The organism is Aeromonas sp. FDAARGOS 1402 (genome assembly GCF_019046925.1).
GTDB classification, from domain to species: Bacteria; Pseudomonadota; Gammaproteobacteria; order Enterobacterales; family Aeromonadaceae; genus Aeromonas; species Aeromonas caviae.
In genome coordinates this window covers 613,336-637,500 of record NZ_CP077201.1, presented here as the reverse complement: position 1 = coordinate 637,500, position 24,165 = coordinate 613,336, and the positions used below count along the sequence as shown (strand labels likewise).

At 61.0% G+C, this 24,165-nt stretch carries 20 protein-coding genes, 2 rRNA genes and 1 riboswitch (1 of these 23 only partly in view); of the genes, 13 read left to right on the top strand and 9 right to left on the bottom strand.

What is annotated here, in order from left to right:
• The 6 genes from I6L32_RS02985 to I6L32_RS02960 form a co-directional block, all read left to right on the top strand.
• Positions 1–2,506 (top strand): 23S ribosomal RNA (locus I6L32_RS02985); it begins 383 nt to the left of the window's first position.
• A gap of 79 nt (positions 2,507–2,585) precedes the next feature.
• Positions 2,586–2,700: ribosomal RNA gene (gene rrf, locus I6L32_RS02980) — 5S ribosomal RNA — on the top strand.
• 309 nt (positions 2,701–3,009) lie between these two features.
• Entirely contained in the window at positions 3,010–3,462 is a 453-nt protein-coding gene (locus I6L32_RS02975; RefSeq protein ID WP_029313820.1) for a pullulanase, read from the top strand.
• A 204-nt stretch (positions 3,463–3,666) separates the two neighbouring features.
• Complete coding sequence (locus I6L32_RS02970; protein WP_216944667.1) at positions 3,667–5,814, top strand: adenosylcobalamin-dependent ribonucleoside-diphosphate reductase; 2,148 nt, start codon at positions 3,667–3,669, stop codon at positions 5,812–5,814.
• 9 nt (positions 5,815–5,823) lie between these two features.
• Positions 5,824–6,495 carry an NrdJb gene (locus I6L32_RS02965; protein ID WP_216944666.1) on the top strand — a complete coding sequence of 224 codons (672 nt, stop codon included), beginning with the start codon at positions 5,824–5,826 and terminating at the stop codon, positions 6,493–6,495.
• A 206-nt stretch (positions 6,496–6,701) separates the two neighbouring features.
• Positions 6,702–8,072 (top strand): PhoH family protein, encoded by a 1,371-nt coding sequence (locus tag I6L32_RS02960; RefSeq protein ID WP_010673145.1) that lies wholly within the window; start codon positions 6,702–6,704, stop codon positions 8,070–8,072.
• Between the two features lie 66 nt (positions 8,073–8,138).
• Here the strand turns inward: I6L32_RS02960 and I6L32_RS02955 are convergent, their stop codons facing one another.
• The 4 genes from I6L32_RS02955 to thiB form a co-directional block, all read right to left on the bottom strand.
• Positions 8,139–8,300: a hypothetical protein gene (locus I6L32_RS02955; protein ID WP_167418737.1), complete on the bottom strand. Its 162-nt coding sequence runs from the start codon at positions 8,298–8,300 to the stop codon at positions 8,139–8,141.
• A gap of 15 nt (positions 8,301–8,315) precedes the next feature.
• The gene (gene thiQ / locus I6L32_RS02950) at positions 8,316–9,026 is read right to left on the bottom strand and encodes a thiamine ABC transporter ATP-binding protein (RefSeq protein ID WP_210600697.1); all 711 of its coding nucleotides are present in this window, start codon (positions 9,024–9,026) and stop codon (positions 8,316–8,318) included.
• Between the two features lie 141 nt (positions 9,027–9,167).
• Positions 9,168–10,796 (bottom strand): thiamine/thiamine pyrophosphate ABC transporter permease, encoded by a 1,629-nt coding sequence (gene thiP, locus I6L32_RS02945; protein WP_049637130.1) that lies wholly within the window; start codon positions 10,794–10,796, stop codon positions 9,168–9,170.
• Complete coding sequence (thiB, locus tag I6L32_RS02940; RefSeq protein ID WP_049637129.1) at positions 10,772–11,752, bottom strand: thiamine ABC transporter substrate binding subunit; 981 nt, start codon at positions 11,750–11,752, stop codon at positions 10,772–10,774. Before thiB ends, thiP begins: the two co-directional genes overlap by 25 nt.
• A gap of 83 nt (positions 11,753–11,835) precedes the next feature.
• A riboswitch (TPP riboswitch) is annotated at positions 11,836–11,926 on the bottom strand.
• A gap of 91 nt (positions 11,927–12,017) precedes the next feature.
• Between thiB and I6L32_RS02935 the strand changes: the two genes are divergently transcribed.
• Positions 12,018–12,308, top strand: coding sequence for a PilZ domain-containing protein (locus tag I6L32_RS02935; RefSeq protein WP_039041182.1), 291 nt, complete (start codon positions 12,018–12,020; stop codon positions 12,306–12,308).
• Between the two features lie 51 nt (positions 12,309–12,359).
• Here I6L32_RS02935 and I6L32_RS02930 read toward each other — a convergent pair whose 3' ends face one another.
• From I6L32_RS02930 to leuA, 5 genes are all read right to left on the bottom strand, one after another.
• On the bottom strand, positions 12,360–13,289 hold the full coding sequence (locus I6L32_RS02930; RefSeq protein WP_049637128.1) for a hypothetical protein: 930 nt from the start codon (positions 13,287–13,289) through the stop codon (positions 12,360–12,362).
• 112 nt (positions 13,290–13,401) lie between these two features.
• A complete protein-coding gene (leuD, locus tag I6L32_RS02925; protein ID WP_216944665.1) occupies positions 13,402–14,001 on the bottom strand; it encodes a 3-isopropylmalate dehydratase small subunit in 600 nt (199 codons plus the stop codon).
• Between the two features lie 12 nt (positions 14,002–14,013).
• A complete protein-coding gene (gene leuC, locus I6L32_RS02920) occupies positions 14,014–15,411 on the bottom strand; it encodes a 3-isopropylmalate dehydratase large subunit (RefSeq protein ID WP_041211113.1) in 1,398 nt (465 codons plus the stop codon).
• 32 nt (positions 15,412–15,443) lie between these two features.
• A complete protein-coding gene (gene leuB / locus I6L32_RS02915) occupies positions 15,444–16,529 on the bottom strand; it encodes a 3-isopropylmalate dehydrogenase (protein WP_041211114.1) in 1,086 nt (361 codons plus the stop codon).
• A 111-nt stretch (positions 16,530–16,640) separates the two neighbouring features.
• A complete protein-coding gene (leuA, locus tag I6L32_RS02910) occupies positions 16,641–18,203 on the bottom strand; it encodes a 2-isopropylmalate synthase (RefSeq protein WP_010673154.1) in 1,563 nt (520 codons plus the stop codon).
• A 405-nt stretch (positions 18,204–18,608) separates the two neighbouring features.
• On the opposite strand from leuA, the gene I6L32_RS02905 reads away from it, so the two are divergent.
• The 6 genes from I6L32_RS02905 (at position 18,609) to ilvN (ending at position 23,758) form a co-directional block, all read left to right on the top strand.
• Entirely contained in the window at positions 18,609–19,232 is a 624-nt protein-coding gene (locus I6L32_RS02905; RefSeq protein ID WP_010673155.1) for a TetR/AcrR family transcriptional regulator, read from the top strand.
• Between the two features lie 125 nt (positions 19,233–19,357).
• Positions 19,358–19,861 (top strand): phosphatase PAP2 family protein, encoded by a 504-nt coding sequence (locus I6L32_RS02900; RefSeq protein ID WP_119197347.1) that lies wholly within the window; start codon positions 19,358–19,360, stop codon positions 19,859–19,861.
• Positions 19,858–20,967, top strand: coding sequence for an MJ1255/VC2487 family glycosyltransferase (locus I6L32_RS02895; RefSeq protein ID WP_103244288.1), 1,110 nt, complete (start codon positions 19,858–19,860; stop codon positions 20,965–20,967). Before I6L32_RS02900 ends, I6L32_RS02895 begins: the two co-directional genes overlap by 4 nt.
• Positions 20,968–21,002: 35 nt before the next feature.
• Positions 21,003–21,155, top strand: coding sequence for a hypothetical protein (locus tag I6L32_RS02890; protein ID WP_010673158.1), 153 nt, complete (start codon positions 21,003–21,005; stop codon positions 21,153–21,155).
• 390 nt (positions 21,156–21,545) lie between these two features.
• Positions 21,546–23,264, top strand: coding sequence for an acetolactate synthase 3 large subunit (locus I6L32_RS02885; protein WP_039041176.1), 1,719 nt, complete (start codon positions 21,546–21,548; stop codon positions 23,262–23,264).
• Entirely contained in the window at positions 23,264–23,758 is a 495-nt protein-coding gene (ilvN, locus tag I6L32_RS02880) for an acetolactate synthase small subunit (protein ID WP_010673160.1), read from the top strand. The genes I6L32_RS02885 and ilvN overlap by 1 nt, the downstream gene beginning before the upstream one ends.
• Positions 23,759–24,165 lie beyond the last annotated feature (407 nt).

Below are 24,165 nucleotides of genomic sequence, written 5' to 3'. Positions count from 1 at the left end.
ATCCTGTCTGAATATGGGGGGACCATCCTCCAAGGCTAAATACTCCTGACTGACCGATAGTGAACCAGTACCGTGAGGGAAAGGCGAAAAGAACCCCTGTGAGGGGAGTGAAATAGAACCTGAAACCGTGTACGTACAAGCAGTGGGAGCCCTTCGGGGTGACTGCGTACCTTTTGTATAATGGGTCAGCGACTTACATTTTGTAGCGAGGTTAACCGTATAGGGGAGCCGTAGGGAAACCGAGTCTTAACTGGGCGTCTAGTTGCAAGGTGTAGACCCGAAACCGGGTGATCTAGCCATGGGCAGGTTGAAGGTTGAGTAACATCAACTGGAGGACCGAACCCACTAACGTTGCAAAGTTAGGGGATGACCTGTGGCTGGGGGTGAAAGGCCAATCAAACTCGGAGATAGCTGGTTCTCCCCGAAAGCTATTTAGGTAGCGCCTCGGACGAATACTACTGGGGGTAGAGCACTGTTTGGGCTAGGGGGTCATCCCGACTTACCAACCCCATGCAAACTCCGAATACCAGTAAGTACTATCCGGGAGACACACGGCGGGTGCTAACGTCCGTCGTGAAGAGGGAAACAACCCAGACCGCCGGCTAAGGTCCCAAAGTTCTGGTTAAGTGGGAAACGATGTGGGAAGGCTCAGACAGCTAGGATGTTGGCTTAGAAGCAGCCATCATTTAAAGAAAGCGTAATAGCTCACTAGTCGAGTCGGCCTGCGCGGAAGATGTAACGGGGCTCAAACCAGGCACCGAAGCCGCGGATTCACGCTAAGCGTGAGTGGTAGGGGAGCGTTCTGTAAGTCTGCGAAGGTGTATCGAGAGGTATGCTGGAGATATCAGAAGTGCGAATGCTGACGTAAGTAACGATAAAGGGGGTGAAAAGCCTCCTCGCCGGAAGACCAAGGGTTCCTGTCCAACGTTAATCGGGGCAGGGTGAGTCGACCCCTAAGGTGAGGCCGAAAGGCGTAATCGATGGGAAGCAGGTTAATATTCCTGCACGACTTGTAATTGCGATGGGGGGACGGAGAAGGCTAGGTGGGCCAGGCGACGGTTGTCCTGGTGAAAGTGCGTAGGTGGTGTTTTTAGGCAAATCCGGAGACACAACACTGAGACACGAGACGAACGCACCACGGTGCGGAAGCCATTGATGCCCTGCTTCCAGGAAAAGCCTCTAAGCTTCAGATTACAAGTCATCGTACCCCAAACCGACACAGGTGGTCGGGTAGAGAATACCAAGGCGCTTGAGAGAACTCGGGTGAAGGAACTAGGCAAAATAGAACCGTAACTTCGGGAGAAGGTTCGCTCTTGATGGTGAAGTCCCTTGCGGATGGAGCTGTCGGGAGTCGCAGTGACCAGATGGCTGGGACTGTTTATCAAAAACACAGCACTCTGCAAACACGAAAGTGGACGTATAGGGTGTGACACCTGCCCGGTGCCGGAAGGTTAATTGATGGGGTTAGCGCAAGCGAAGCTCTTGATCGAAGCCCCGGTAAACGGCGGCCGTAACTATAACGGTCCTAAGGTAGCGAAATTCCTTGTCGGGTAAGTTCCGACCTGCACGAATGGTGTAACCATGGCCATGCTGTCTCCACCCGAGACTCAGTGAAATCGAATTCGCCGTGAAGATGCGGTGTACCCGCGGCTAGACGGAAAGACCCCGTGAACCTTTACTACAGCTTGGCACTGAACATTGAACCTACATGTGTAGGATAGGTGGGAGGCTTTGAAGGCGTGACGCCAGTTGCGCTGGAGCCGTCCTTGAAATACCACCCTTGTATGTTTGATGTTCTAACGCAGGGCCCTGAATCGGGCTCGCGGACAGTGCCTGGTGGGTAGTTTGACTGGGGCGGTCTCCTCCCAAAGAGTAACGGAGGAGCACGAAGGTTGGCTAATCCTGGTCGGACATCAGGAGGTTAGTGCAATGGCATAAGCCAGCTTAACTGCGAGACGGACAGGTCGAGCAGGTACGAAAGTAGGTCATAGTGATCCGGTGGTTCTGAATGGAAGGGCCATCGCTCAACGGATAAAAGGTACTCCGGGGATAACAGGCTGATACCGCCCAAGAGTTCATATCGACGGCGGTGTTTGGCACCTCGATGTCGGCTCATCACATCCTGGGGCTGAAGTCGGTCCCAAGGGTATGGCTGTTCGCCATTTAAAGTGGTACGCGAGCTGGGTTCAGAACGTCGTGAGACAGTTCGGTCCCTATCTGCCGTGGGCGTTGGATGATTGAAGGGAGTTGCTCCTAGTACGAGAGGACCGGAGTGAACGAACCTCTGGTGTTCGGGTTGTCACGCCAGTGGCACTGCCCGGTAGCTAAGTTCGGAATCGATAACCGCTGAAAGCATCTAAGCGGGAAGCGAGCCCTGAGATGAGTCATCCCTGACCCCTTGAGGGTCCTAAAGGGCCGTTGGAGACCACAACGTTGATAGGTGGGGTGTGTAAGCGTAGCGATACGTTGAGCTAACCCATACTAATTACCCGTGAGGCTTAACCATACAACACCCAAGAAGTGTTTCTGGCCTTGTAGCGAATGAACGAATTACTTACATCAGCTTTCTCAGATTGAAGATTTTGCCTGGCGGCAATAGCGCAGTGGAACCACCTGACCCCATGCCGAACTCAGAAGTGAAACGCTGTAGCGCCGATGGTAGTGTGGCATTCGCCATGCGAGAGTAGGACACTGCCAGGCACCCAATACAAGAAACCCCGCTCACTCGAGCGGGGTTTTTTATTGCCTGAAATTCAGCACTCACTGGAGGGCAAACGGGCACTATGGTGCGGTCTCCCGCCGTGTTTTCTGATACTCGCATTCATCATCCCAGCCAATATCGGGTTGTTTGTGGCCTGTATCTGCTCAATATCTATTCGAAAGCCTGCATTCTGGATATAAAAAGCACAGAATGTGATGCTTCTACCTTTCTTGTCATGCCTGCTCTGGTTTAATTCCCGGGTCCACATCGATGGACCAAGGAATCACAATAATTTGAGGAATGGACACATGTTCAAAAGAACAGTAACGATGATGCTGGCGGCGGGAACCCTGGTATTAGGCGGTTGCGCATCCAATGGTGGTGCAGAGCAGGCAGCGGCGGACAACAGCGACTTCGGTGGCAAGTCCATCTACCTGCGTGGTGAGATGAACGACTGGATGGCCACCGACGAAAGCAAGGTCGTCAAGGTTGCCGACAAGCTCTACATGGCCAAGGGGACGCTCAAGAAAGAGTGGGCTCCTTACAAGTTCAAGTTTGCCGACTCCGGCTGGAGTTGTGGCACCAACTTCGGTTACAAGAGCCCGAGCGATGGCGTTGCCGTGCTCGGCGGGGAACCTGTACCGGTCAACCCGTGCTCCAAGTATGAGGACATGAAGTTCTCGCCCGAGGCGGATGGCGTCTACGAGTTCTATCTGAATATGGCGGGTGAGACACCGAGCGTATACGTCAAGAAACCCTGAGATAGTCTCTCGCTTTAAATCTCTCGGAAATTGAACCGGTTAAATGCCCTGGCCCAGAAATCTGCTGGCCGGGGCATTTTTTTAGGATAGAATCGGCGCCCTTATGACGGATAAAGCACAATATATTGTGCTTTGAGTTCTTAAATTCACTACTGGTAGTATTTTTGTCACGATATTACCCCATTCACAGGAGGTTGATTGACCATGGCTAAATCCATTCCGGTACAGGAGGGCGTCACCGCCAGCCGCCAGATCCCTCTGCAGGAGACGTCTCTCGAGATCTGGGACAGCAAGTATCGTCTCAAGAGCAAGGATGGCGCACCCATCGACGGCTCCATCGACGAGACCTACCAGCGTGTCGCTCGCGCGCTGGCTGCGCAGGAGCGCGAACCCGACACCTGGTATGAACCCTTCCTGTGGGCCCTGCGCAATGGTGCCATTCCGGCGGGCCGTATCACCTCCAAAGCCGGGGCGTTTGAGCACAAGCCGGCGACCTCCACCATCAACTGCACCGTCTCCGGCACCATCGAGGATTCGATGGACGATATCCTCGGCAAGGTGCACGAGGCGGGGCTGACCCTGAAGGCGGGTTGCGGCATCGGTTACGACTTCTCGACCCTGCGACCGCGCGGAGCCTTCGTTTCGGGAGCGGGGGCCTATACCTCCGGGCCGCTCTCCTTCATGGATATCTACGACAAGATGTGCTTTACCGTCTCCTCTGCCGGTGGCCGTCGTGGCGCCCAGATGGGCACCATGGATATCCGTCACCCCGATGTCATCGAGTTCATCCAGGCCAAGCGGGAGGATGGTCGCCTGCGTCAATTCAACCTCTCCCTGCTCATCACCGAAGAGTTCGTCAGTGCGGTGAAAGAGGATGCACCCTGGCAACTGATCTTCCCCTACACCGCCAAGGAGGTGGAGCAGGATGGCATCGCGCTGGATGACCCAGCGAGGGTGGTCTGGGCGGACTGGCCCAACAAGGAGGGTGTGGTGATCAACGAGCTGGGCCAGGTGGCCTGCAAGGTCTACAAGACCCTGCCCGCGCGCAAGCTGTGGAACGTCATCATGACCTCTACCTACGACTATGCGGAGCCCGGTTTCATCCTGATCGACAAGGTGAACCAGATGAACAACAACTGGTTCTGCGAAGAGATCCGTGCCACCAACCCCTGCGGTGAACAGCCTCTGCCGCCCTATGGGGCCTGTCTGCTGGGCTCGGTCAACCTGACCACCTTCGTGCGCGATCCTTTCACCGAGCAGGCCGCCTTCGACTGGCCAGCGTTTCGCAAGGTGGTGGCCATCTTCACCCGCATGCTCGACAACGTGGTGGAGATAAACCAGCTGCCGCTGGCCAAGCAGCGCGAGGAGATCACCGCCAAGCGTCGCCACGGTATGGGCTTCCTGGGGCTGGGCTCGACCCTCACCATGCTGCGCATCAAGTACGGCTCTGCGGCCTCCGTCGCCTTCACCGAACAGGTCTCCCAGGAGCTGGCGATGACCGGCTGGCAGGAGTCTCTGCGTCTGGCGAAGGAGAAGGGGCCCGCCCCCATCATGGAGCAGGAGTTCGAAGTCACCGGCAAGATGCTGCGTCTGCGTCCCGAAATGGCGGCAGATGGCATCAAGCTCGGCGACAAGGTGAAGGGCAAGGTGTTGCATGCCCGCTACAGCCGCTATATGCAGCAGGTGGCCGAAGTGGATCCCGCTCTGGTGGCCGAGCTGGCCGAGGTGGGCGGACGCTTCACCCACCACAGCAGCATAGCGCCGACCGGTACCATCTCTCTGTCGCTCGCCAACAACGCCAGCAACGGCATCGAGCCGAGCTTTGCCCACCACTACAGCCGCAATGTCATCAAACCGGGCAAGAAGAGCAAGGAGAGCGTGGATGTCTACTCCTTCGAGCTGCTGGCCTATCGCGAGCTGGTGAACCCGGCCGCCATGCCCTATGCCGAGGAGGAGGGTAGCCGCCTGCCGGATTACTTCATCACCGCGGACGACATCACGCCGACCGGGCACGTGGATATCCAGGCGGCGGCCCAGCGCTGGATTGACTCCTCCATCTCCAAGACCGCCAACGTGCCGACCGATTTTCCGTTCGAGCAGTTCAAGGATATCTACCTCTATGCCTCGGACTCCGGCCTCAAGGGCTGTACCACCTTCCGCTTCAACCCGGCCGCCTTCCAGGGCGTGCTGGTGAAGGAGAAGGATCTGGAGAACACCAGTTACGAGTTTACCCTGGAAGATGGCACCGTCATCACGGCGAAGGGGAACGAGGAGATCGAATACGATGGCGAGCTGCACGCCGCCGCCAACCTCTATGACGCCTTGAAAGAAGGCTATTACGGCAAGTTCTGAGGACGAGACATGGTCAAGAAGATCGACAGAAAAATCGTCGCCTACAAGGTAAAAAACCGGGATGAGCCGCAAGATGCGCCGGCGCCCCAGGATGACGTGGTGCACATGCATGAAACCGTGCTGCGCCCGGAACGGTTGATGGGTACCACCTACAAGTTGAAGACGCCGGAGCATGTCTCCGAGCACTCGCTGTTCATCACCATCAACGACATCATTCTCAACGAGGGCACGGTGCACGAGACCCGGCGCCCGTTCGAGATCTTCATCAACTCCAAGAGCCTGGAGCACTATCAGTGGATAGTGGCGCTGACCCGCATCATCTCGGCGGTGTTTCGCAAGGGAGGGGACGTCACCTTTCTGGTGGAGGAGTTGCGCTCCGTGTTCGATCCCAAGGGGGGGTACTGGAACAAGGGCAAGTACGTGCCTTCGCTCATCGCCGAAATTGGCAACGTGATCGAAACCCATCTCACCGAGATCGGCATGCTCAAGGTACCCGGGCTGGACGAGCACCAGCAGGCGTTCCTGGCCGAGAAGCAGGCGCAATTGCAGGCAGAAGAGCAGCCGGCGGGCAGCGGTTTCCCACCCAGTGCCGCGCTCTGCTACAAGTGCCACACCAAGGCGCTGGTGCAAAAGGATGGCTGCATGACCTGTCTCAACTGCGGGGATTCCAAGTGCGGTTGAGGGGCTGATTGCCACCAAAGGCCGGCGACATGCCGGCCTTTTCGTTGCTGATTTTATGTTCGAACGACGCCCATGATGGCAGCGATTTGTTGCGCACCGGTAAATTCGGGCGTAGCGTTGGGGGTAATAAAACTGTCACGGCCGTGTGGTTTCAATGACATCTGAGATTCACACACGTGGCACCTTCAGTGCCAAGGAGGATGCTTATGGACAACACGGACCGAAAGCTGTTTATCCTGGATACCAACGTTCTGCTTCACGAACCCCTCGCCATCTACTCCTTCAAAGAGCACGACGTGCTCATCCCCATGACGGTGCTCGAAGAGCTCGACAACATCAAGGATCGCCAGAAAGACGTCAGCCGTGATGCCCGCATCGCCATCCGTGCCCTGGAAGATGTGTTCCGCGATGCGACTCCGGAGCAGATAGTGCAAGGGGTGGCGCTGGCCGGCGAGGCGAGCGGCCGTATCTCCATCTTCAGCGACCACCATCTGCCCCAGGATGCCGAGGTGTTCACCGACAAGGAGGCGGACAACCGCATCATCAACGCCGCCCTCTACCTGCAAAAGCACGAGATGAAGCGTCAGGTGGTGCTGGTCACCAAAGACATCAACATGCGCCTCAAGGCCAAGGGAGCAGGTCTTGCCCATGTGGAGGATTACCGCAGCGACCAGCTCATCGACGACATCCGCCTGCTCGCCAAGGGCTTCCAGGTGGTGCCCGGCAGCTTCTGGGAGCGGGTCGGTGAGTGCGACAGCGAAACCCATGGCCGCGATACGGTCCACGTCATCGATGCCAACCTGCTGGAGGGAGTCCACGTCAACCAGTACCTGCTGGACGAGGAGAACTTCTTTGCCGCGCGGGTGCTGAGCCACGACGGCAACAAGATCCGCCTGAAAGATCTCGGCCGCGAGCGGCTGATGTCCCGCAAGGCCTGGGGGGTGCATCCCAAGAACGTGTATCAGGGCATGGCGCTGGATGCCCTGCTGGATCCGCACATCGACCTGGTGATCCTGACCGGCCCGGCGGGCTGCGGCAAGACCCTGCTCGCCATGGCGGCGGCGCTGGAGCTGGTGATCGAGAAGGGGATCTACGAGAAGGTGATCGTCACCCGCAATACCCCGGAAATTGCCGAGAGCATCGGCTTCCTGCCCGGCACCGAAGAAGAGAAGATGATGCCCTGGCTGGCGGCGGTCACCGACACTCTGGAGGTGCTGCACAAGCAGGACGAGAACATGAGCGGGTCCCTCAGCTACATCATGGAGAAGGCCAACATCCAGTTCAAATCGGTCAACTTCATGCGCGGGCGCAGCATCCAGAACACCTTCGTGCTGCTGGACGAGTGCCAGAACCTGACCGCGTCCCAGATCAAGACCATCATCACCCGCTGCGGGGAGGGGACCAAGATCGTCTGCTCCGGCAACCTGGCTCAAATAGACTCCAACTACCTGAGCCCGGTGACCTCGGGTCTGACTTACATCGTCGAGCGGTTCAAGGATTTCGACGGCAGTGCCAACATCTTCCTGAACGGGGTGGTGCGCAGCCGGCTGGCTTCGTTCGCCGAGGAAAATCTCTGATTTGACGGGATCTCTGCATGAGAAAGGGGAAGCCGGACGGCTTCCCCTTTTTTGATCCCGCCTATCTCATGCCTCTCTCGGTCGGCCCAGGTAGCGCAGCAGCCCCGGGTGATCGCTGCTGTGCAGGATATCCGGCTTGCCCTGCAAGGCGATGGGTCCTGCGTCGATGAAGAGCACCTGATCGGCGATGAGCTGGGCATCGTCCTGGGAACGACAGGGAGAGACCATCAGCTTGTCAGCCCTTCACTGTGGCGACAGAGCGCGGCCCAGGTAGCGCAGCAGCCCCGGGTGATCGCTGCTGTGCAGGATATCCGGCTTGCCCTGCAAGGCGATGCGCCCCGCGTCGATGAAGAGCACCTGATCGGCGATGAGCTGGGCATCCTCCGGGTTGTGAGAGACCATCAGCACGGTGATGCCCTGCTCGCAGGCGAGGCGGGCGACCTCCGCCAACATCTCCCGCCGCAGGGCCGGATCGAGGGCCGAGAAGGGCTCGTCCAGCAGCAGCAGCGGCCTGCCCCGCACCAGGGCGCGGGCCAGCCCCACCCGCTGCTGCTGGCCGCCGGAGAGCTGCTCCGGCAGGCGCGTCAGCATCTCCCCCAGGCCCACCTTGTCAGCGGCCTCCTGCACCTGCCTTTTCTGGGCCGGATTCAAGCGCAGGCCGGGATGCAGGCCGATGGCGATGTTGTCGAACACCGACAGGTGCAGGAAGAGGTTGTGATCCTGGAACAGGGTGGTGACCGGGCGCTCGGCGGGGCCCAGTGACAGCAGATCCTGGCCGTCGAAGGTGAGGGTGCCCGACTCCACCGGCACGAAGCCCGCGATCATGCCGAGCAGGGTGGACTTGCCGGCGCCGCTCGGACCGATGAGGGCGGTGATCTCCCCCTTGGGCAAGGTCGCACTGAAGGTCACCTGCCAGTCGGGATAACTGGTGACCAGTTCCTCAATTACCAGCATGTTTGGCTCCTGAATGTCGTTTTATAGAACAACAAGTAAGAAAAATTGATGAAAGGCAGCGTGAGTGACTGCCCCAAGGGGCGCTCCAGGGACGTGCCCGGCCGGATCCTGGGGGCGGGGAGGCGGCAATGCCGCCGGGGATCAGTGATCCACATGCCTGCCTCCCAGTCCCCGCTCCACCAGCCAGAACAGGGAGAAGCAGAGGGTGAGCAGCAGCAGGGCGGTGGCGGCCGCCTCGGTCAGCCGGTAGCTGCCGAGCTGCTGATAGAGCAGCCAGGGCAGGGTAGTGAGGGTCTGGCTGCCGAACATGGCGATGGCCCCGAGATCCCCGAGGGACAATATCATCGAGAGCGCCATGGCCAGGGCCAGCGGACGGCGCAGCAGGGGCCACTCCACCAGGCGCAGGCGATGCAGGCCGCGCACCCCCAGGCTGTCCGCCAGCCTATCGTACTGGCGCACCACCAGTTGCATGGGGGCCGAGAGGGTGCGCAGCACATAGGGCAGCGCCATCAGCGCGTTGACTAGCACCACCAGCCAGGGGCCCAGGGCAAAGACGTCGGTGAAGGGCATGAACAGGATGAAGAGGCCGGTGGAGAGCACCACCGCCGGGATCATCAGGATCATGGAGCCGCTGGCCTCCCACAGGGCGGCGGCCCGCCGTTTGCGATCCCGCACCCTCAGATGCCGGCTGGTGAGCAGCAGCCCGGCGCCGAGCAAAGTGGCCAGGGAGCCCGCCGCCAGGGCTATGCCCAGGGACTGCCCCCCTGCCTGCCACAGCCGGGGTGAGCCGAGCGCCGCCAGCAGACCGGGGTTGAACCCGGCGACCACGATGGCCAGCAGGGGCGGCAGGAAGATGGCGAGCCCCATGGTCAGGGCCAGGCCATCCACCAGAGCGCTGCCCTTCTGGTGTCTGTCGGGACGCAGGCAGGGGCGACGGCTGGTGAGGCGACTGGCCGGGGTGGTCTGCAGCTTGTGTTGCAGCAGGAGCAGGGCCAGGGTCAGCAGCAGTTGCACCAGGGCGAGCCCGCCAGCGGTGGCGAGATCGAAGTCAAAGCGCAGCGCCTGGTAGACAGCCACCTCCAGTGTGGTGGACTTGGGGCCGCCCCCGAGCGCCAGCACTGTGGTGAAGCTGGTGAAGCAGAGCATGAAGATGAGGCTGGCGAGCCCCGGCAAGATGCCGCGGATGAGCGGCCACTCCAGCAGCCGGAAGATGTGGGAGGAGCGCATGCCGAGCTGGCTGGCGAGGCGCCAGGAGGACTCGGGGATGCTCTCTATGCTCTGCAGGATGAGGCGGGCGGCCAGCGGCATGTTGAAGAAGACATGGGCCAGCAGGATGCCGAACAGGCCGTAGAGATAGTTGCCGGGATCCATGCCCAGGCCGTGCAGCAGTTGCGGCAGCCAGCCCTGGCGACCGTGCACCGCCACCATGCCGAAGATGGCGATGATGACCGGCAACACCAGGGAGAGGCCGAAGAGCTTGAGCAGCAGGCGGCGTCCGGTGAAACGGCGTCGCGCCAGGGCCCTGGCCACCGGGATGGCAAGCCCCAGGCTCAGCAGGGTGGAGAGCAGTGCCTGCCAGAGGCTGAAACCCAGCACGTGGCGCAGGTAGGGATCGCCTAGCAGGGCGCGGGGGGAGAGGGTCCCCGCCTGCCACAACAGGGCGACCAGCGGCCCAATGGAGAGCAGCAGGATGACCAGGGTGGCTGCACTGCCGGGCAGCCACCAGAGGGAACGACGACCTGAACTCACTGGGTGACGGCTTGCAGCCATTCGCGGATCCATCCCTTGCGGTTGGCGGCCACCTCGTCAGAGCTGAAGGTGAGCGGCTTCGCTACGGTGATCATCTGTTCGAACCCCTTGGGCAGCACCACGTCTGTCACCGGATACATCCAGTTGCCGCCGGGGATCTCGTTCTGGAAGGCGGGGCTCACCATGAATTGCAGGAACTGGTCAGCCAGTTTGCCCTGTGTGGCGCCCTTGAGCTTGGCCGCTACTTCCACCTGGCGGTAGTGCCCCTCCTCGAACGCGGCCGCCCGGTACTGGGGCTTGCTCTCGGCGACCAGGTGATAGGCGGGGGAGGTGGTGTAGGAGAGCACCATGTCCGCCTCGCCGTCGAGGAACATGCCGTAGGCCTCTGACCACCCCTTGGTGACGGTGACCGTCTTTTTGGCCAGTTGCGCCCAGGCGGTCGGTGCCTCATCCCCGTAGACCGACTTCATCCAGAGCATCAGGCCCTGACCCGGGGTGGAGGTGCGGGGATCCTGATAGATCACCTTGATATCGGGGCGCGCCACCAGCTCCTTCAGGCTCTTGGGGGGCTGCTTGAGCTTGTTGCTGTCATAGACGAAGGCGAAGTAGCCGTAGTCATAGGGGACAAAGGTGTCGTCTTGCCAGCCACCCGGTACCTTGAGGCCATCGAGCCTGGTGGCATGGGGGGCGAACAGGCCGCTCTGCTTGGCCTCGCTGATGAGAGCATCGTCCAGCCCCAGCACCATGTCGGCCTTGCTGTGCTGGCCTTCCAGCCGCAGCCGGTTGAGGATGGCGACGCCATCCTCGAGGGGTACCAGATTGAGGGTGCAGCCGCACTCCTTCTCGAAGGCCTGCTTGATCTTGGGGCCCGGCCCCCATTCGGCGGCGAAGGAGCCGTAGGTGTAGACGGTGAGGGTGTCGGCGGCAAACGCCTGGGCAGAGAGCAGGCTGGTGGCGATCAGCAGCAGGGTCTTCATCAATGGCACTCCTGTGGATGTCGGGGTGCTCATCAATGGCACCTCGCGTGTGGTGAGCGCCGGCGGATGAGGGCACAAAAAACGCGCGCCATGCCTCAAATTCCTCCGCCAGCATTATCTGGATCAGGTTCACGGGTATAATCTCAGCGGTAAACCGCACCCCGTTTGAGCAACGCATCGCATTGTATTGGCGTTCCTGGGGGGAGGCCAGCACTATGTTTCACGGGCCGCATCGTGCGAGCCACCACCAAGGAGGAAGTCCCCAGTGATCACCAGCACCAAGGAAAGACGTGCCTTCCAGCGCATGGTCATCAATGCCCCCGTCACCCTGTTCCAGCATCAGCAGGTGCTGGAGGGGGTCTGCCGGGATCTCAGCGCCAACGGCATGGGCGTCGAGGTGAACAAGCACGCGTTCGATCTGGCCCAGCCCATCCGGGTGAGCCTGGCGACCAGCAGCAATCTTCTGCCTCCCTTCGAGGCCCAGGCCCGCATCGTGCGGGTGCTGGAGGAAGAAGACGGTCTCCTGCTGGCGCTGGAGTTTCTCTCCCTCACCTGAGACCCGGGCGCCCGTCCTCCTCGAGACAGGCCAGCCATGGGCTGGCCTGTCTCATTTCCCCTCATCCTGCACCGGCTGTACGCTCAACTGGCCGCTGTCGACCAGCGTTTTGCTGGTGGGCGCGAGCTGGCCCATGGGCAGCTGGGCCGGGCCGGTCGGCTCCATCAGGAGGTAGGTCTCCCCCGCCCGGCTCAAGGTGGCTTCCCCCGGTTTGGCTGGCAAGGCCACCCCCAGCAGGGCGTGTCCCGGCACGAACACCATGGCCTGCTTGAGATCGGGATACCCCTGGGCCAGCAGGGCGGCCATCAGGGTCACCTTGCTGTCGCAATCCCCCCGGTTCTGCTCCAGCACCTGGCGCGGGCTCAGAAACCCCTTGCCAGAGCGGCCCGACTGGCTGTCGAGCAGTTGATAGGGGATGGCCTGGATGAAGTCGAGCATGTGGGCCACCGTCTTCTGGCGCGCCTCGGTCTCGGTGGCCCCTTCCTGCTTGAGCTGCTCCATCAACGGGGCCAGTTCGTCCCGGCTCTCCAGGGCGATGCGCACATGATCCTGCTTGATGGCGGGAGCGCCGTCGGGGGCAGTGAAGGGCTGGAAGTAGTGCTGCGTGAGCCAGGCAGCCTCCAGTTTGGCCTGCTCGGGCTTGACCCATTGGGAGGCTTCCCGCGCCTTGTTGGCGTTGCGGCTCTTGATGCTGAGGCTCATGGCGGGGCGAACGAGGGAGAACTGCACCTCGGGGAACGCCAGGGGGGCCTGTTGCAGCAGGCTTTGCAGTACGTCTTCCTGCATCCTGGCCGGACGGTAAGCGATGAGAGGGGGCAGCTTGCCCGCCTCCAGCCGGTAGCTGAGCTGCTGCGCCTTGCCCTCCCTGTCCTGCCAGCCGACGTTGAGCTGACCGCCACTGTTGGTGAAAGAGGTCTGCCCGCCCAGGGCCGGGAGGCTGAGCAGCAGGCAGAGCAATGAAAGGGCGCCCCTTGCGGACATGGGTGTCTCCTGTCGGACATGCAGAGGTGGCGGGCTTTGTACAGCGACCCGACAATAAAACAGGGAGCCTTGGCTCCCTGTTGATTCTACTCGCTTTTTTGTCGCAGGCTCGTCAAATCCAGCTTGGCTGCTTCGCCTCGAAGGCGCTGATGGCGGCCTCGTGCTGCAGGGTCAGACCGATGGCATCCAGCCCGTTGAGCAGACAGTAGCGACGGAACTCGTCGATTTCGAAGCCGAACATGAGGCTGCCTGCACGCACCTGGTTGGCCTCCAGATCCACTTCGATCTCGATACCCGGCTGGGCGGCGACCAGCTGGAACAGGGCGTCGACCTCCTCCTCTTTCAGACGAACCGGCACCATGCCGTTGTTGATGGCGTTGCCGTAGAAGATGTCGGCAAAGCTCGGAGCGATCATGGTCTTGAAGCCGTAGTCCGCCAGCGCCCAGGGGGCGTGCTCACGACTCGAGCCGCAGCCGAAGTTCTCGCGGGCCAGCAGGATGCTGGCACCGGCGAACTGCGGCTGGTTGAGCACGAACTCCGGGTTGGGCTGCTCCCCTGCATCGTCCAGGAAGCGCCAGTCGTGGAACAGGTGCTTGCCAAAGCCGATACGGTTCACCTTCTGCAGGAACTGCTTGGGAATGATGGCGTCGGTGTCGACGTTGGCGCTGTCGAGGGGAACGACGATCCCTTTATGCTGTTTGAATCCTGTCATCGCTGTTTCCTCTTACAGTGCGCGAATATCGGCGAAGCGGCCGGTGACGGCGGCGGCGGCGGCCATGGCCGGGCTCACCAGGTGGGTGCGGCCGGCACGACCCTGACGCCCCTCGAAGTTGCGGTTGCTGGTGGAGGCGCAGCGCTCCCCCGGTTGCAGCCGGTCGTTGTTCATGGCCAGACACATGGAGCAGCCGGGCAAACGCCACTCAAAGCCTGCCTCGATGAAGATCTTGTCCAGCCCCTCGGCCTCGGCCTGGGCCTTCACCTGCTCGGAGCCCGGCACCACCAGAGCCTGTACCCCGGCGGCGACCTTGCGGCCACGGGCGATGGCGGCGGCAGCGCGCAGATCCTCGATGCGGCTGTTGGTGCACGAACCTATGAACACCTTGTCGATGGCCACGTCGGAGAGCTTCTGGCCCGGTTGCAGGTCCATGTAGGCGAGGGCCTTGCGGGCGGACTGCTGCTCCACCGGATCGGCGAAGGATTCCGGGGCAGGGATGGGCTCATTGACGGCAATCACCTGGCCCGGGTTGGTGCCCCAGGTCACTTGCGGGGCGATGTCGGCGGCGTCCAGCACCACTTCGGCGTCGAAGTGGGCACCTTCGTCGCTCTTGAGGGTCAGCCAGTAGGCGATGGCTTGTTCCAGCGCCTCCCCCTTGGGAGCGAACTCCTTGCCACGGATGTAGTCGATGGTGGTCTGGTCGGGGGCAATCATGCCCGCTTTGGCGCCGAGCTCGATGGCCATGTTGCACACCGTCATGCGCCCTTCCATGGTGAGCCCCTCGATGGCTTCACCGGCGAACTCCACCACGTAGCCGGTCCCGCCTGCGTGACCCACCTTGCCGATGATGGCGAGCACCACGTCTTTGGCGCTGATGCCTGCGGCCAGCTTGCCGTTGACAGAGATACGCATGGTCCTGGCGCGGCCCTGTTTCAGGGTCTGGGTGGCCATCACGTGTTCCACTTCGGAGGTGCCGATACCGAACGCGAGCGACCCGAAGGCGCCGTGGGTGGCGGTGTGGGAGTCACCGCAGACGATGGTGGTGCCGGGCAATGTGATGCCGAGCTCGGGGCCCATCACGTGGACGATGCCCTGGTACTTGTGGTTCAAGTCATAGAGACGAACCCCGAACGCCTTGCAGTTGGCGGCGAGTGTCTCCATCTGGATGCGGGCCATCTCGCCGGAGGCGGCGATGTCCTTGGTGGTGGTGGAGACGTTGTGATCCATGGTGGCCCAGGTCAGATCCGGGCGACGTAGCTGGCGGTTCATGGCGCGCAGGCCGTCGAATGCCTGGGGGCTGGTCACTTCATGCACCAGATGACGGTCGATGTAGATGAGAGGGGTTTCCCCTTCCACTTCCCGCACCACGTGGGCGTCGAACACTTTCTGATAGAGGGTCTTGGACATTGCTCGGTTTCCTTGTTATCGATGCCGTGGGGTCAGATGCGCGCGGCGATCTGGCTGCCCATGTCGGCCGTGCTCTGCACCGGGTGCGTGGCGCTGGCCTGATGCAGGTCGGCGGTGAAATAGCCTTCTGCCAGGGTCTGGGCCACGGCCTGCTCGATGGCCTGGGCGGCGGCTTCCTGGCCGAGACTGTAACGCAGCATCAGGGCGGCGGAGAGGATCTGGGCGATGGGATTCGCAATCCCCTTGCCGGCGATATCCGGGGCCGAGCCACCGGCCGGCTCGAACAGACCGAAGCCGGATTCGTTGAGGCTGGCGGAGGGGAGCAGCCCCATGGAGCCAGTGATCATGGCGCACTCGTCGGAGAGGATGTCACCGAACAGGTTGGAGCAGAGCAGCACGTCGAACTGGGACGGATCCTTGATGAGCTGCATGGTGGCGTTGTCGATGTACATGTGGTTCAGGGCCACGTCCGGGTAGGACTTGGCGACCTCGGTCACCACCTCGCGCCACAGGATGGAGGAGGCGAGCACGTTGGCCTTGTCGATGGAGGTGACCCTGGCCTTGCGCACCCGGGCCGATTCAAACGCTATCTTGGCGATGCGCTCGATCTCGAAGCGGTGGTACACCTCGGTGTCGAAGGCCTTCTCGGTGGCGCCTTCCCCTTCACGCCCCTTGGGCTGGCCGAAATAGATGCCGCCGGTCAGCTCGCGTACGCAGGCGATGTCGAAGCCGCGATCGGAGATGTCGGCACGCAGCGGGGAGAACTGCTCCAGACCGGTGTAGATGCGGGCCGGGCGCAGGTTGCAGAACAGTTTGAAGTGGGCACGCAGGGGCAGCAGGGCACCGCGCTCCGGCTGATCGTTGGGCGGCAGGTGCTCCCACTTGGGGCCACCCACCGATCCGAACAGCACCGCATCGGCCGCTTCGCAGCCTTTGATCGTGCTCTGGGGCAGCGGTGTGCCGTGGTTGTCGATGGCGATGCCGCCGACGTCGTGACGGTCATAGTCGAGGGAGAAGCCGAATTTGGTCTGCACCTTTTCCAGTACCTTGATGGCCTCTGCCATCACTTCCGGGCCAATGCCGTCACCCGGCAATACTGCGATCCGATAACTGCTCATACTCTCTCCGTCTTGATAGTGTGATTCCGTTTCATCCGGGAGGCCGGTCCGGGCCACTGCCCTGGCCCCGGTCCTCCCCATGTCATGCTGTCATCTTGTCCGGCGGCGGGCTCAGACGGTTTCCGATTTGATGGTGTGGTTGCGCTCCATCTGCTCGGCCACCTGATCCGCGCGCCAGATGCTGTTGATCACGTGGACCAGGGCCTGGGCCGAGGATTCGATGATGTCGGTGGCCAGCCCCATGCCGTGGAACTTGCGCCCTTTGTACTCGGCGACGATGTCCACCTGGCCGAGGGCGTTCTTGCCCTCGCCCTTGCCCTTGAGTTCGTATTTGTCGATGCGGATCTCGTAGCCGGTGATGCGGTTGATGCACTGGTAGACCGCATCCACCGGGCCGTTGCCGGTGGCGGCCTCGCACACCAGATCCTGGCCTACCTTGAGCTTGACCGAGGCGGTGGCGAGCACCGAGCTGCCGCTCTGCACGCCGAGGTACTCCAGCTTGAAGTGCTCGGGCTCCTCGTGGATCTGGCTGAAGAAGGCGAGGGCCTCCAGGTCGTAGTCGAACACCTGGCCCTTCTTGTCTGCCAGGGTGAGGAACTTGGCGTAGAGATCGTCGAGGTCGTAGCTGCTCTCGGCGTAGCCCATGGACTCCATCCGGTGCTTGATGACGTGGCGGCCGGAGCGGGAGGTCATGTTGAGGTTGTTCTGGGTGAGACCGATGCTCTCGGGGGTGATGATTTCATAGGTGTTCTTCGCCTTGAGCACGCCGTCCTGATGGATGCCTGAGCTGTGGGAGAAGGCGTTGGCGCCGACGATGGCCTTGTTGGGCTGCACCGGCATGTTGCAGATTTGACTGACGAGGGTGCTGGTGCGGTGGATCTCGCTGTGGCGAATGTTGGTGTGTACCCCGAGCAGGTCGGCGCGGGTCTTCAGGATCATCGCGACCTCTTCCAGAGAGCAGTTGCCAGCACGCTCGCCGATGCCGTTGATGGTGCACTCGATCTGGCGGGCCCCCATCTGCACGGCACTGATGGAGTTGGCCACCGAGAGGCCCAGATCGTCGTGGCAGTGCACCGAGATGATGGCCTTGTCGATGTTGGGTACCCGGTTGAACAGGGTGTGGATGATACCGGAGAATTCGGTCGGCACCGTGTAGCCCACGGTGTCAGGAATGTTGATGGTGCGGGCGCCTGCCTTGATGGCGGCTTCCACCATGCGGCACAGGTTGTCTATCGGGGTGCGGCCCGCATCTTCGCAGGAGAACTCCACGTCATCGGTGTAGCGCAAGGCGTGCTTGATGGCGCCGACCCCCATCTCCAGCACGTCTTCGAAGCTCTTTTTCAGCTTGCTCTCCACGTGGATGGAGGAGGTGGAGATGAAGGTATGGATGCGAAACGCCTCTGCCACTTTCAAGGCTTCGCCGGCGGCATCGATGTCTTTTTGCAGGGCGCGAGCCAGGGCGCAGACCCGGCTGTTCTTGATGTGGCGGGCGATGGTCTGAACCGATTGAAAATCGCCGGGGGAGGAGACGGGGAAACCCACTTCCATGATATCGACACCGAGCCGTTCCAGCGCCTGGGCGATCTGCAGCTTCTCCTTGACCGTCAAGCTGGCCGACAGCGCCTGCTCACCATCACGCAAGGTGGTGTCGAATATGATGACCCGATCTGACATGTGACTTCCCTCTTCCTAAGTTCGCTGCGTGCATCCTGCATGGCATAAAAAAACCCGTGCGGGGTGCACGGGTTTCTGTAAATTCCGGCTATGCCTTAGCCCGGCTACAAGGATCCCGCGCGAGGAGTCGCGATTAGGGAGAGCAGTAGTAGCGGAGCGGCAATACGCATGATGTCTCAATCCTTCCAGTCGATAACGCTACTACCAATAACGAGATTTTTATGCTGTGTCAACCGGAATGGACAGGTTCAATCCACTGGTTTATTTAATCGGATTGTAAAGGAGTGCAAATTCTCTTGTTCCATATTCGGTTCATGCCTGATTATCTGGTCATTCCTGCTGTACTCGATCACCCGCACAATCAGATCGACTTATCAGCCCTTGCTGAATTATCTGAGGTATTCCATGGAAAAACGCAGACCTGGCCGTCCAGTCGGACGTTCCGACATTCGTGACAAGCTGCTTGCCGCCGCACGCGAACGTTTTCTCAACACCCCCTACAGCAAGGTGACGACCCGCGAGATTGCCGAGCTGGCAGGCTCCAATCTGGCGATGATCCACTACTACTTCGGCAGCAAGGAAGGCCTCTACAAGGCGGTGCTGGGGGATGTGGCCGAGCCCCTCGAGCAAGCCTGGCACGACGAGAGCAGCAACCGCAGCCTGACCGATCTGCTCAACACCTACTATCAGGTGATGGCGCCCAACAGCGAGCTGACTTCCGCCATCTCCAGCGCATTGTCCACTGAAAAGAGCCCGGGGCGTGATTTTGTGCTGAGCCGCCTGCTGGATCGCCAACTTCCCCAGTTCGATGCCCTGCTCGAATCCATGCGCTCCAACGGCCAGCTGGCGGACAACCTGGACCCCGAGATGCTGAAGATCTCCTTCCTCAGCATGATGTGGCAGCCTTTCGTGATGAAGGATCTCTACGAACAGGTGTTTGGTCTGACGGTGGACGAGCACTTCATGAGCCGCCTCGCGGCCCACAACTGCCGCCTGATGGAAAACGGCCTGCGCGGTGCCCTGAACTGACTTTTTCGGGATGACGGATGAAAAAGGGCCCCTGGGCCCTTTTTTTCATCAATCTGTTATCTGGGCGTCAACGAAGTGTCATGCCGCCCTCCTAGTCTGCACTCAGGATGCAAGGGAGGGCCGTGATGAACAAGATCCAGCAATGGGACCTGCGGGTGTGCCGTGTCTGCCTGCTCCACCCCTACAATCAGCCGCAGGCCAGGATAAGCCGGCTTGTCTCCCGTACCGGTGACGGCCCCCTCTATGCCGTGGCGGCCTGCCTGCTTTGGTGGCAGGGGAGCGTCGGGCAGGAGGCGGTCAGGGTGGCGCTCTGGGCGTTTGCCCTCGAGTTGCCGCTCTACCTGCTGCTCAAGAATGCCCTCAAACGCCAGCGCCCGGCAGGGCTGCCTGTCTTCATCACCCCGTCGGATCGTTACAGCCTGCCCTCGGGCCATACCGCGGCCGCCTTTCTGATGGCGACCGTACTGGCCGCCAGTTTCTCGCTCTGGGCACCGCTGCTGTTTGTCTGGGCCGCGCTGGTGGGGGCGTCCCGCCTGCTGCTCGGGGTGCATTATCTGAGCGATCTGGTGGCCGGGGCGCTGCTTGGCGGTGGTTGCGCCCTCTGGGCGCTGGGTTGGAGCCAGGGATGAGGATACTGTTCGGCGTTCAGGGGACCGGCAACGGTCATATCAGTCGTAGCCGGACCCTGGCGCGCGCATTGAAGAGCAGGGGCGTGGCGGTGGACTATCTGTTCAGCGGGCGCGCCGCCGACGGCTACTTCGAGATGGGGGAGTTCGGGGATTATCGCACCTTCCCCGGTATCACTTTCGCCAGCCATCAGGGGCGCATCTCGGGCTGGCGCACCCTCAAGGGACTCTCTCCCCTGCGTTTCTGGCAAGATCTGCGTGCCCTCGATTGTCGCGAGTACGATCTGGTCATCAGCGACTTCGAGCCGCTCAGTGCCCATGCTGCTCGCCGCTGGGGCAAACCCAGCCTCACCATCAGCCATCAGGCGAGCTTCGACTGGCCGATCCCGCGCTGGGGGGAGAGCGGCTTCAACCGCCAGCTGATGCGCCATTTTGCGCCGGTACGCCAGTCCTTGGGGCTGCACTGGTTCCATTTCGGCCAGCCCCTGCTGCCTCCCATCGTCGATCCCCTCGAGCCGGTGCCGGACAACCAGCAGATCCTGGTCTATCTGCCATTCGAGCAGACAGAGACGATCGCGGCCCTGTTGTCGCGTTTCAGCCAGCAGTCGTTCATCTGCTTCCATCCCGAGGTGCGCAAGCGCAGCGAGTGGCGCAACATCCGCTTTGAACCTCAGGCCAGAGAGGGCTTCAAGCTGGCGCTGGCCGGTTGTCGCGGGGTCATCAGCAATGCGGGATTCGAGCTTGCCTCCGAGGCGCTCTCCCTTGGCAAGAAGCTGCTGGTCAAACCCCTGGGTGGCCAGTTCGAGCAGTTGACCAACGGCAGGACCCTGGAGCTGATGGGGTTGGCCCAGTTGATGGACAGCCTGGATGCCAATGCGGTGCGAAGCTGGCTGGAGGCCCCTTCTCCTGGCAGGGTACGCTATCCCGATGTGGCAGGAGAGCTGGCCGACTGGTTGCTGGCCGGGGCCGGGGAGGAGGTGGGGGCGCTCTCCCGCCGCCTCTGGGGCAGGACCCTCTTTCCGGAGGAGGTGTGTGACAGCCTGGGGGAGCTTGCCAGCCGCACCGGCCAGGAGCGTCCCTGGTTATCCCAACTCAGCGCCTTTGACTAAACTGAGTCGATCCCACCACGGAGAGGACGGACACCATGCGCTTTACCAATGAAAACGGCGACACCATGACTCTGGCAGACAATCTCACCCTGCATGAGCTGCTCGACATGGGTGTCAGCATTTCGGTCTGCGAAGAGACGGATCCGGATCAGCAGATCTGGCTGGCAGAACCCGAAGACGAGCAGTGAAACCAGCCAGTTTTTGACGGCTCACCCCCTCGGGGTGGGCCGTTTATTTTGTTCCTGACCGACGCGGGCAGCATGATCCGCTGGTTGTTCCCCCCAGGGCCCCTCTTTGTTGCCCGTCTGGTGGCCAAGTCACTGAATGTTAATAGCTGTTTGAAATTTATGACTGTTATGGCCAGACAAAGCCGTGGACAAGCGTTCACGGGCGGGTTAAGTTGGTTTTTCACCCGCTTTTCGGGTGAATGATGGAAAACCCCTATTTTTCTACTATCGACGGCTCCGAACTCGCCTGATCTGCCTGCAGACAACAACAAGACTCGGATCGGCGCTGCCGGGAAGCAGCGGACTGTCGATAGCTTTCGCTTAACGGAGCAAAGCCTGGAGGGCTTTATCATGGAGATGTTATCAGGCGCCCAGATGGTGGTTAGAGCGCTGGAAGATCAGGGAGTGGAACACGTTTTCGGCTACCCTGGTGGCTCAGTGCTCGACATCTATGACGCTCTCTTCGAAAACGGCAAGATGGAGCATGTCCTGGTGCGGCACGAGCAGGCCGCAGTGCACATGGCGGACGGTTACGCCCGCTCCACCGGCAAGGTGGGCACTGTGCTGGTGACCTCGGGTCCCGGCGCCACCAACTGCATCACGGGGATCGCCACCGCCTACATGGATTCCATTCCCCTGGTGATCCTGTCCGGCCAGGTGCCGACCAGCATGATCGGGGAGGATGCGTTCCAGGAGACCGACATGATCGGCATCTCCCGCCCGGTGGTGAAGCACAGCTTCCTGTGCAAGAAAGCCAGCGACATTCCCGAGGCCATCAAGAAGGCCTATTACATTGCCGCCAGTGGCCGCCCGGGGCCCGTGGTGGTGGATCTGCCCAAAGACGTGCAGAATCCGAAAGAGAAGTTCCCCTATCAGTATCCCGAGTCCGTTTCCCTGCGCTCCTACAATCCGACCAAGGCGGGACACAAGGGCCAGATCAAGCGGGCTGCCAAGCTGCTGACCGAGGCGAGCCGCCCGGTCATGTACGTGGGTGGCGGCGCCATCAACGCCAATGCGGATCACCTGGTGACCAAGCTGGCGGAGCTGCTGAACCTGCCGGTGACCACCACGCTCATGGGGCTGGGCGCTTTCTCCGGCACCCATCCGCAGTTCATCGGCATGCTCGGCATGCACGGCACCTTCGAAGCGAACAAGAGCATGCACAACGCGGATCTCATCTTCGCCGTGGGTGCCCGCTTCGATGATCGCGTGACCAACAATGTCAGCAAGTTCTGCCCCAACGCCACCATAGTCCACATCGACATTGATCCCACCTCCATCTCCAAGACGGTACAGGCCCATGTGCCCATCGTCGGCTCGGTGGAAACCGTGTTGGAACAGATGCTGGAAGTGATCCGCGAGTGCGGCTTTGACAACGACAAGCAGGCGCTGGCGGACTGGTGGGAGCAGATCAACCAGTGGCGTTCCCGCAACTGCCTGGCCTACGAGACCCATCCCACCCTGATCAAGCCGCAGCAGGTCATCGAGACTCTCTACAAGGTGACCAAGGGGGAGGCGTTCGTTGCCTCCGACGTGGGTCAGCACCAGATGTTTGCCGCTCTCTACTACCCGTTTGCCAAACCGCGCCAGTGGATCAACTCCGGCGGTCTCGGCACCATGGGCTTTGGCATTCCCGCCGCCATGGGGGCCCAGTTTGCCAATCCGGAAGCCGTGGTCTGCTGCGTCACCGGCGACGGCTCGGTACAGATGAACATCCAGGAGCTCTCCACCTGCATGCAGTACGGGGTGCCCATCAAGATCATCTCGATCAACAACCGTGCGCTGGGCATGGTCAAGCAGTGGCAGAAGATGTTCTACGGTGGCCGCCACAGCCACTCCTACATGGAATCCCTGCCTGACTTCGTCAAGCTGGCGGAAGCCTATGGCCACGTCGGCATCGCGGTGAGCGATCCGGCGGAGCTGGAGAGCGCCATGGAGAAGGCCTTTGCCATGAAGGACAGACTGGTGTTCATGGACATCTCGGTCGATCCGGACGAGCACGTCTATCCGATGCAGATCAAATTTGGCGCCATGGACGAGATGTGGCTGAGCAAGACGGAGAGAACCTGATGAGACATATAATTTCCGTTCTGCTGGAGAACGAATCCGGCGCCCTGAGCCGGGTGGTGGGCCTCTTCTCCCAGCGCGGCTACAACATCGAGACCCTGACGGTGGCCCCCACCGAGGATCCCACCCTGTCCCGCATGACCATCGTCACCATGGGGGATGAGCGGGTGCTGGAGCAGATCCAGAAGCAGCTGCACAAGCTGGTGGACGTGCTCAAGGTGTGTGACCTGAGCGAGGGTGAGCACATCGAGCGGGAGATCGCGCTGGTCAAGGCGCGCGCCGCCGGTGGTGCACGTGACGAACTGAAGCGGCTGGCGGACATCTTCCGTGGCCAGATCGTCGACGTCACCCCCGAGCTCTACACGGTGCAGCTCGTCGGGACCAGCGAAAAGCTGGACGCCTTCATCAAGACGGCTGCCCAGACCAACGAGATCATCGAAGTGGTGCGCTCCGGTGTCTGTGGCATCTCCCGGGCGGACAAATCCCTGCGTCCCTGATGTGGCCGGATGTGAAAATAGCTGTTCAAGGGCTCTTCGGAGCCCTTTTTCGTGTCTGGCAGCGTTGCGGGCAAGTGGGGGGGCCGGTAGGGATGATGGCCACAGCATCAGGAGGTTATCGAGGGGGTGAAAGAGAAGGGGGAAGGGAGGGGCTTCACCTGTCATTTTCTTTCAAATGATCGGTAAACTATCCACAAAGGCTGTGGAAAACTCTGTAGATTAGCGGTGTGTCTGGCGTTAGTCTTATGATCTTAAAGGGATATTTCAATTTGATCCTGGCTGGATCGCATTTGTGCAATCCCCTGGCGAGGGTGTGAGCGTTTGCTTATCCCTCGAGCCTTGCCAAGGGCGGAACGCGGATCTGTCCGTGGATCCGGACGGGATCCCGACCTGATCTTGCGGATCAA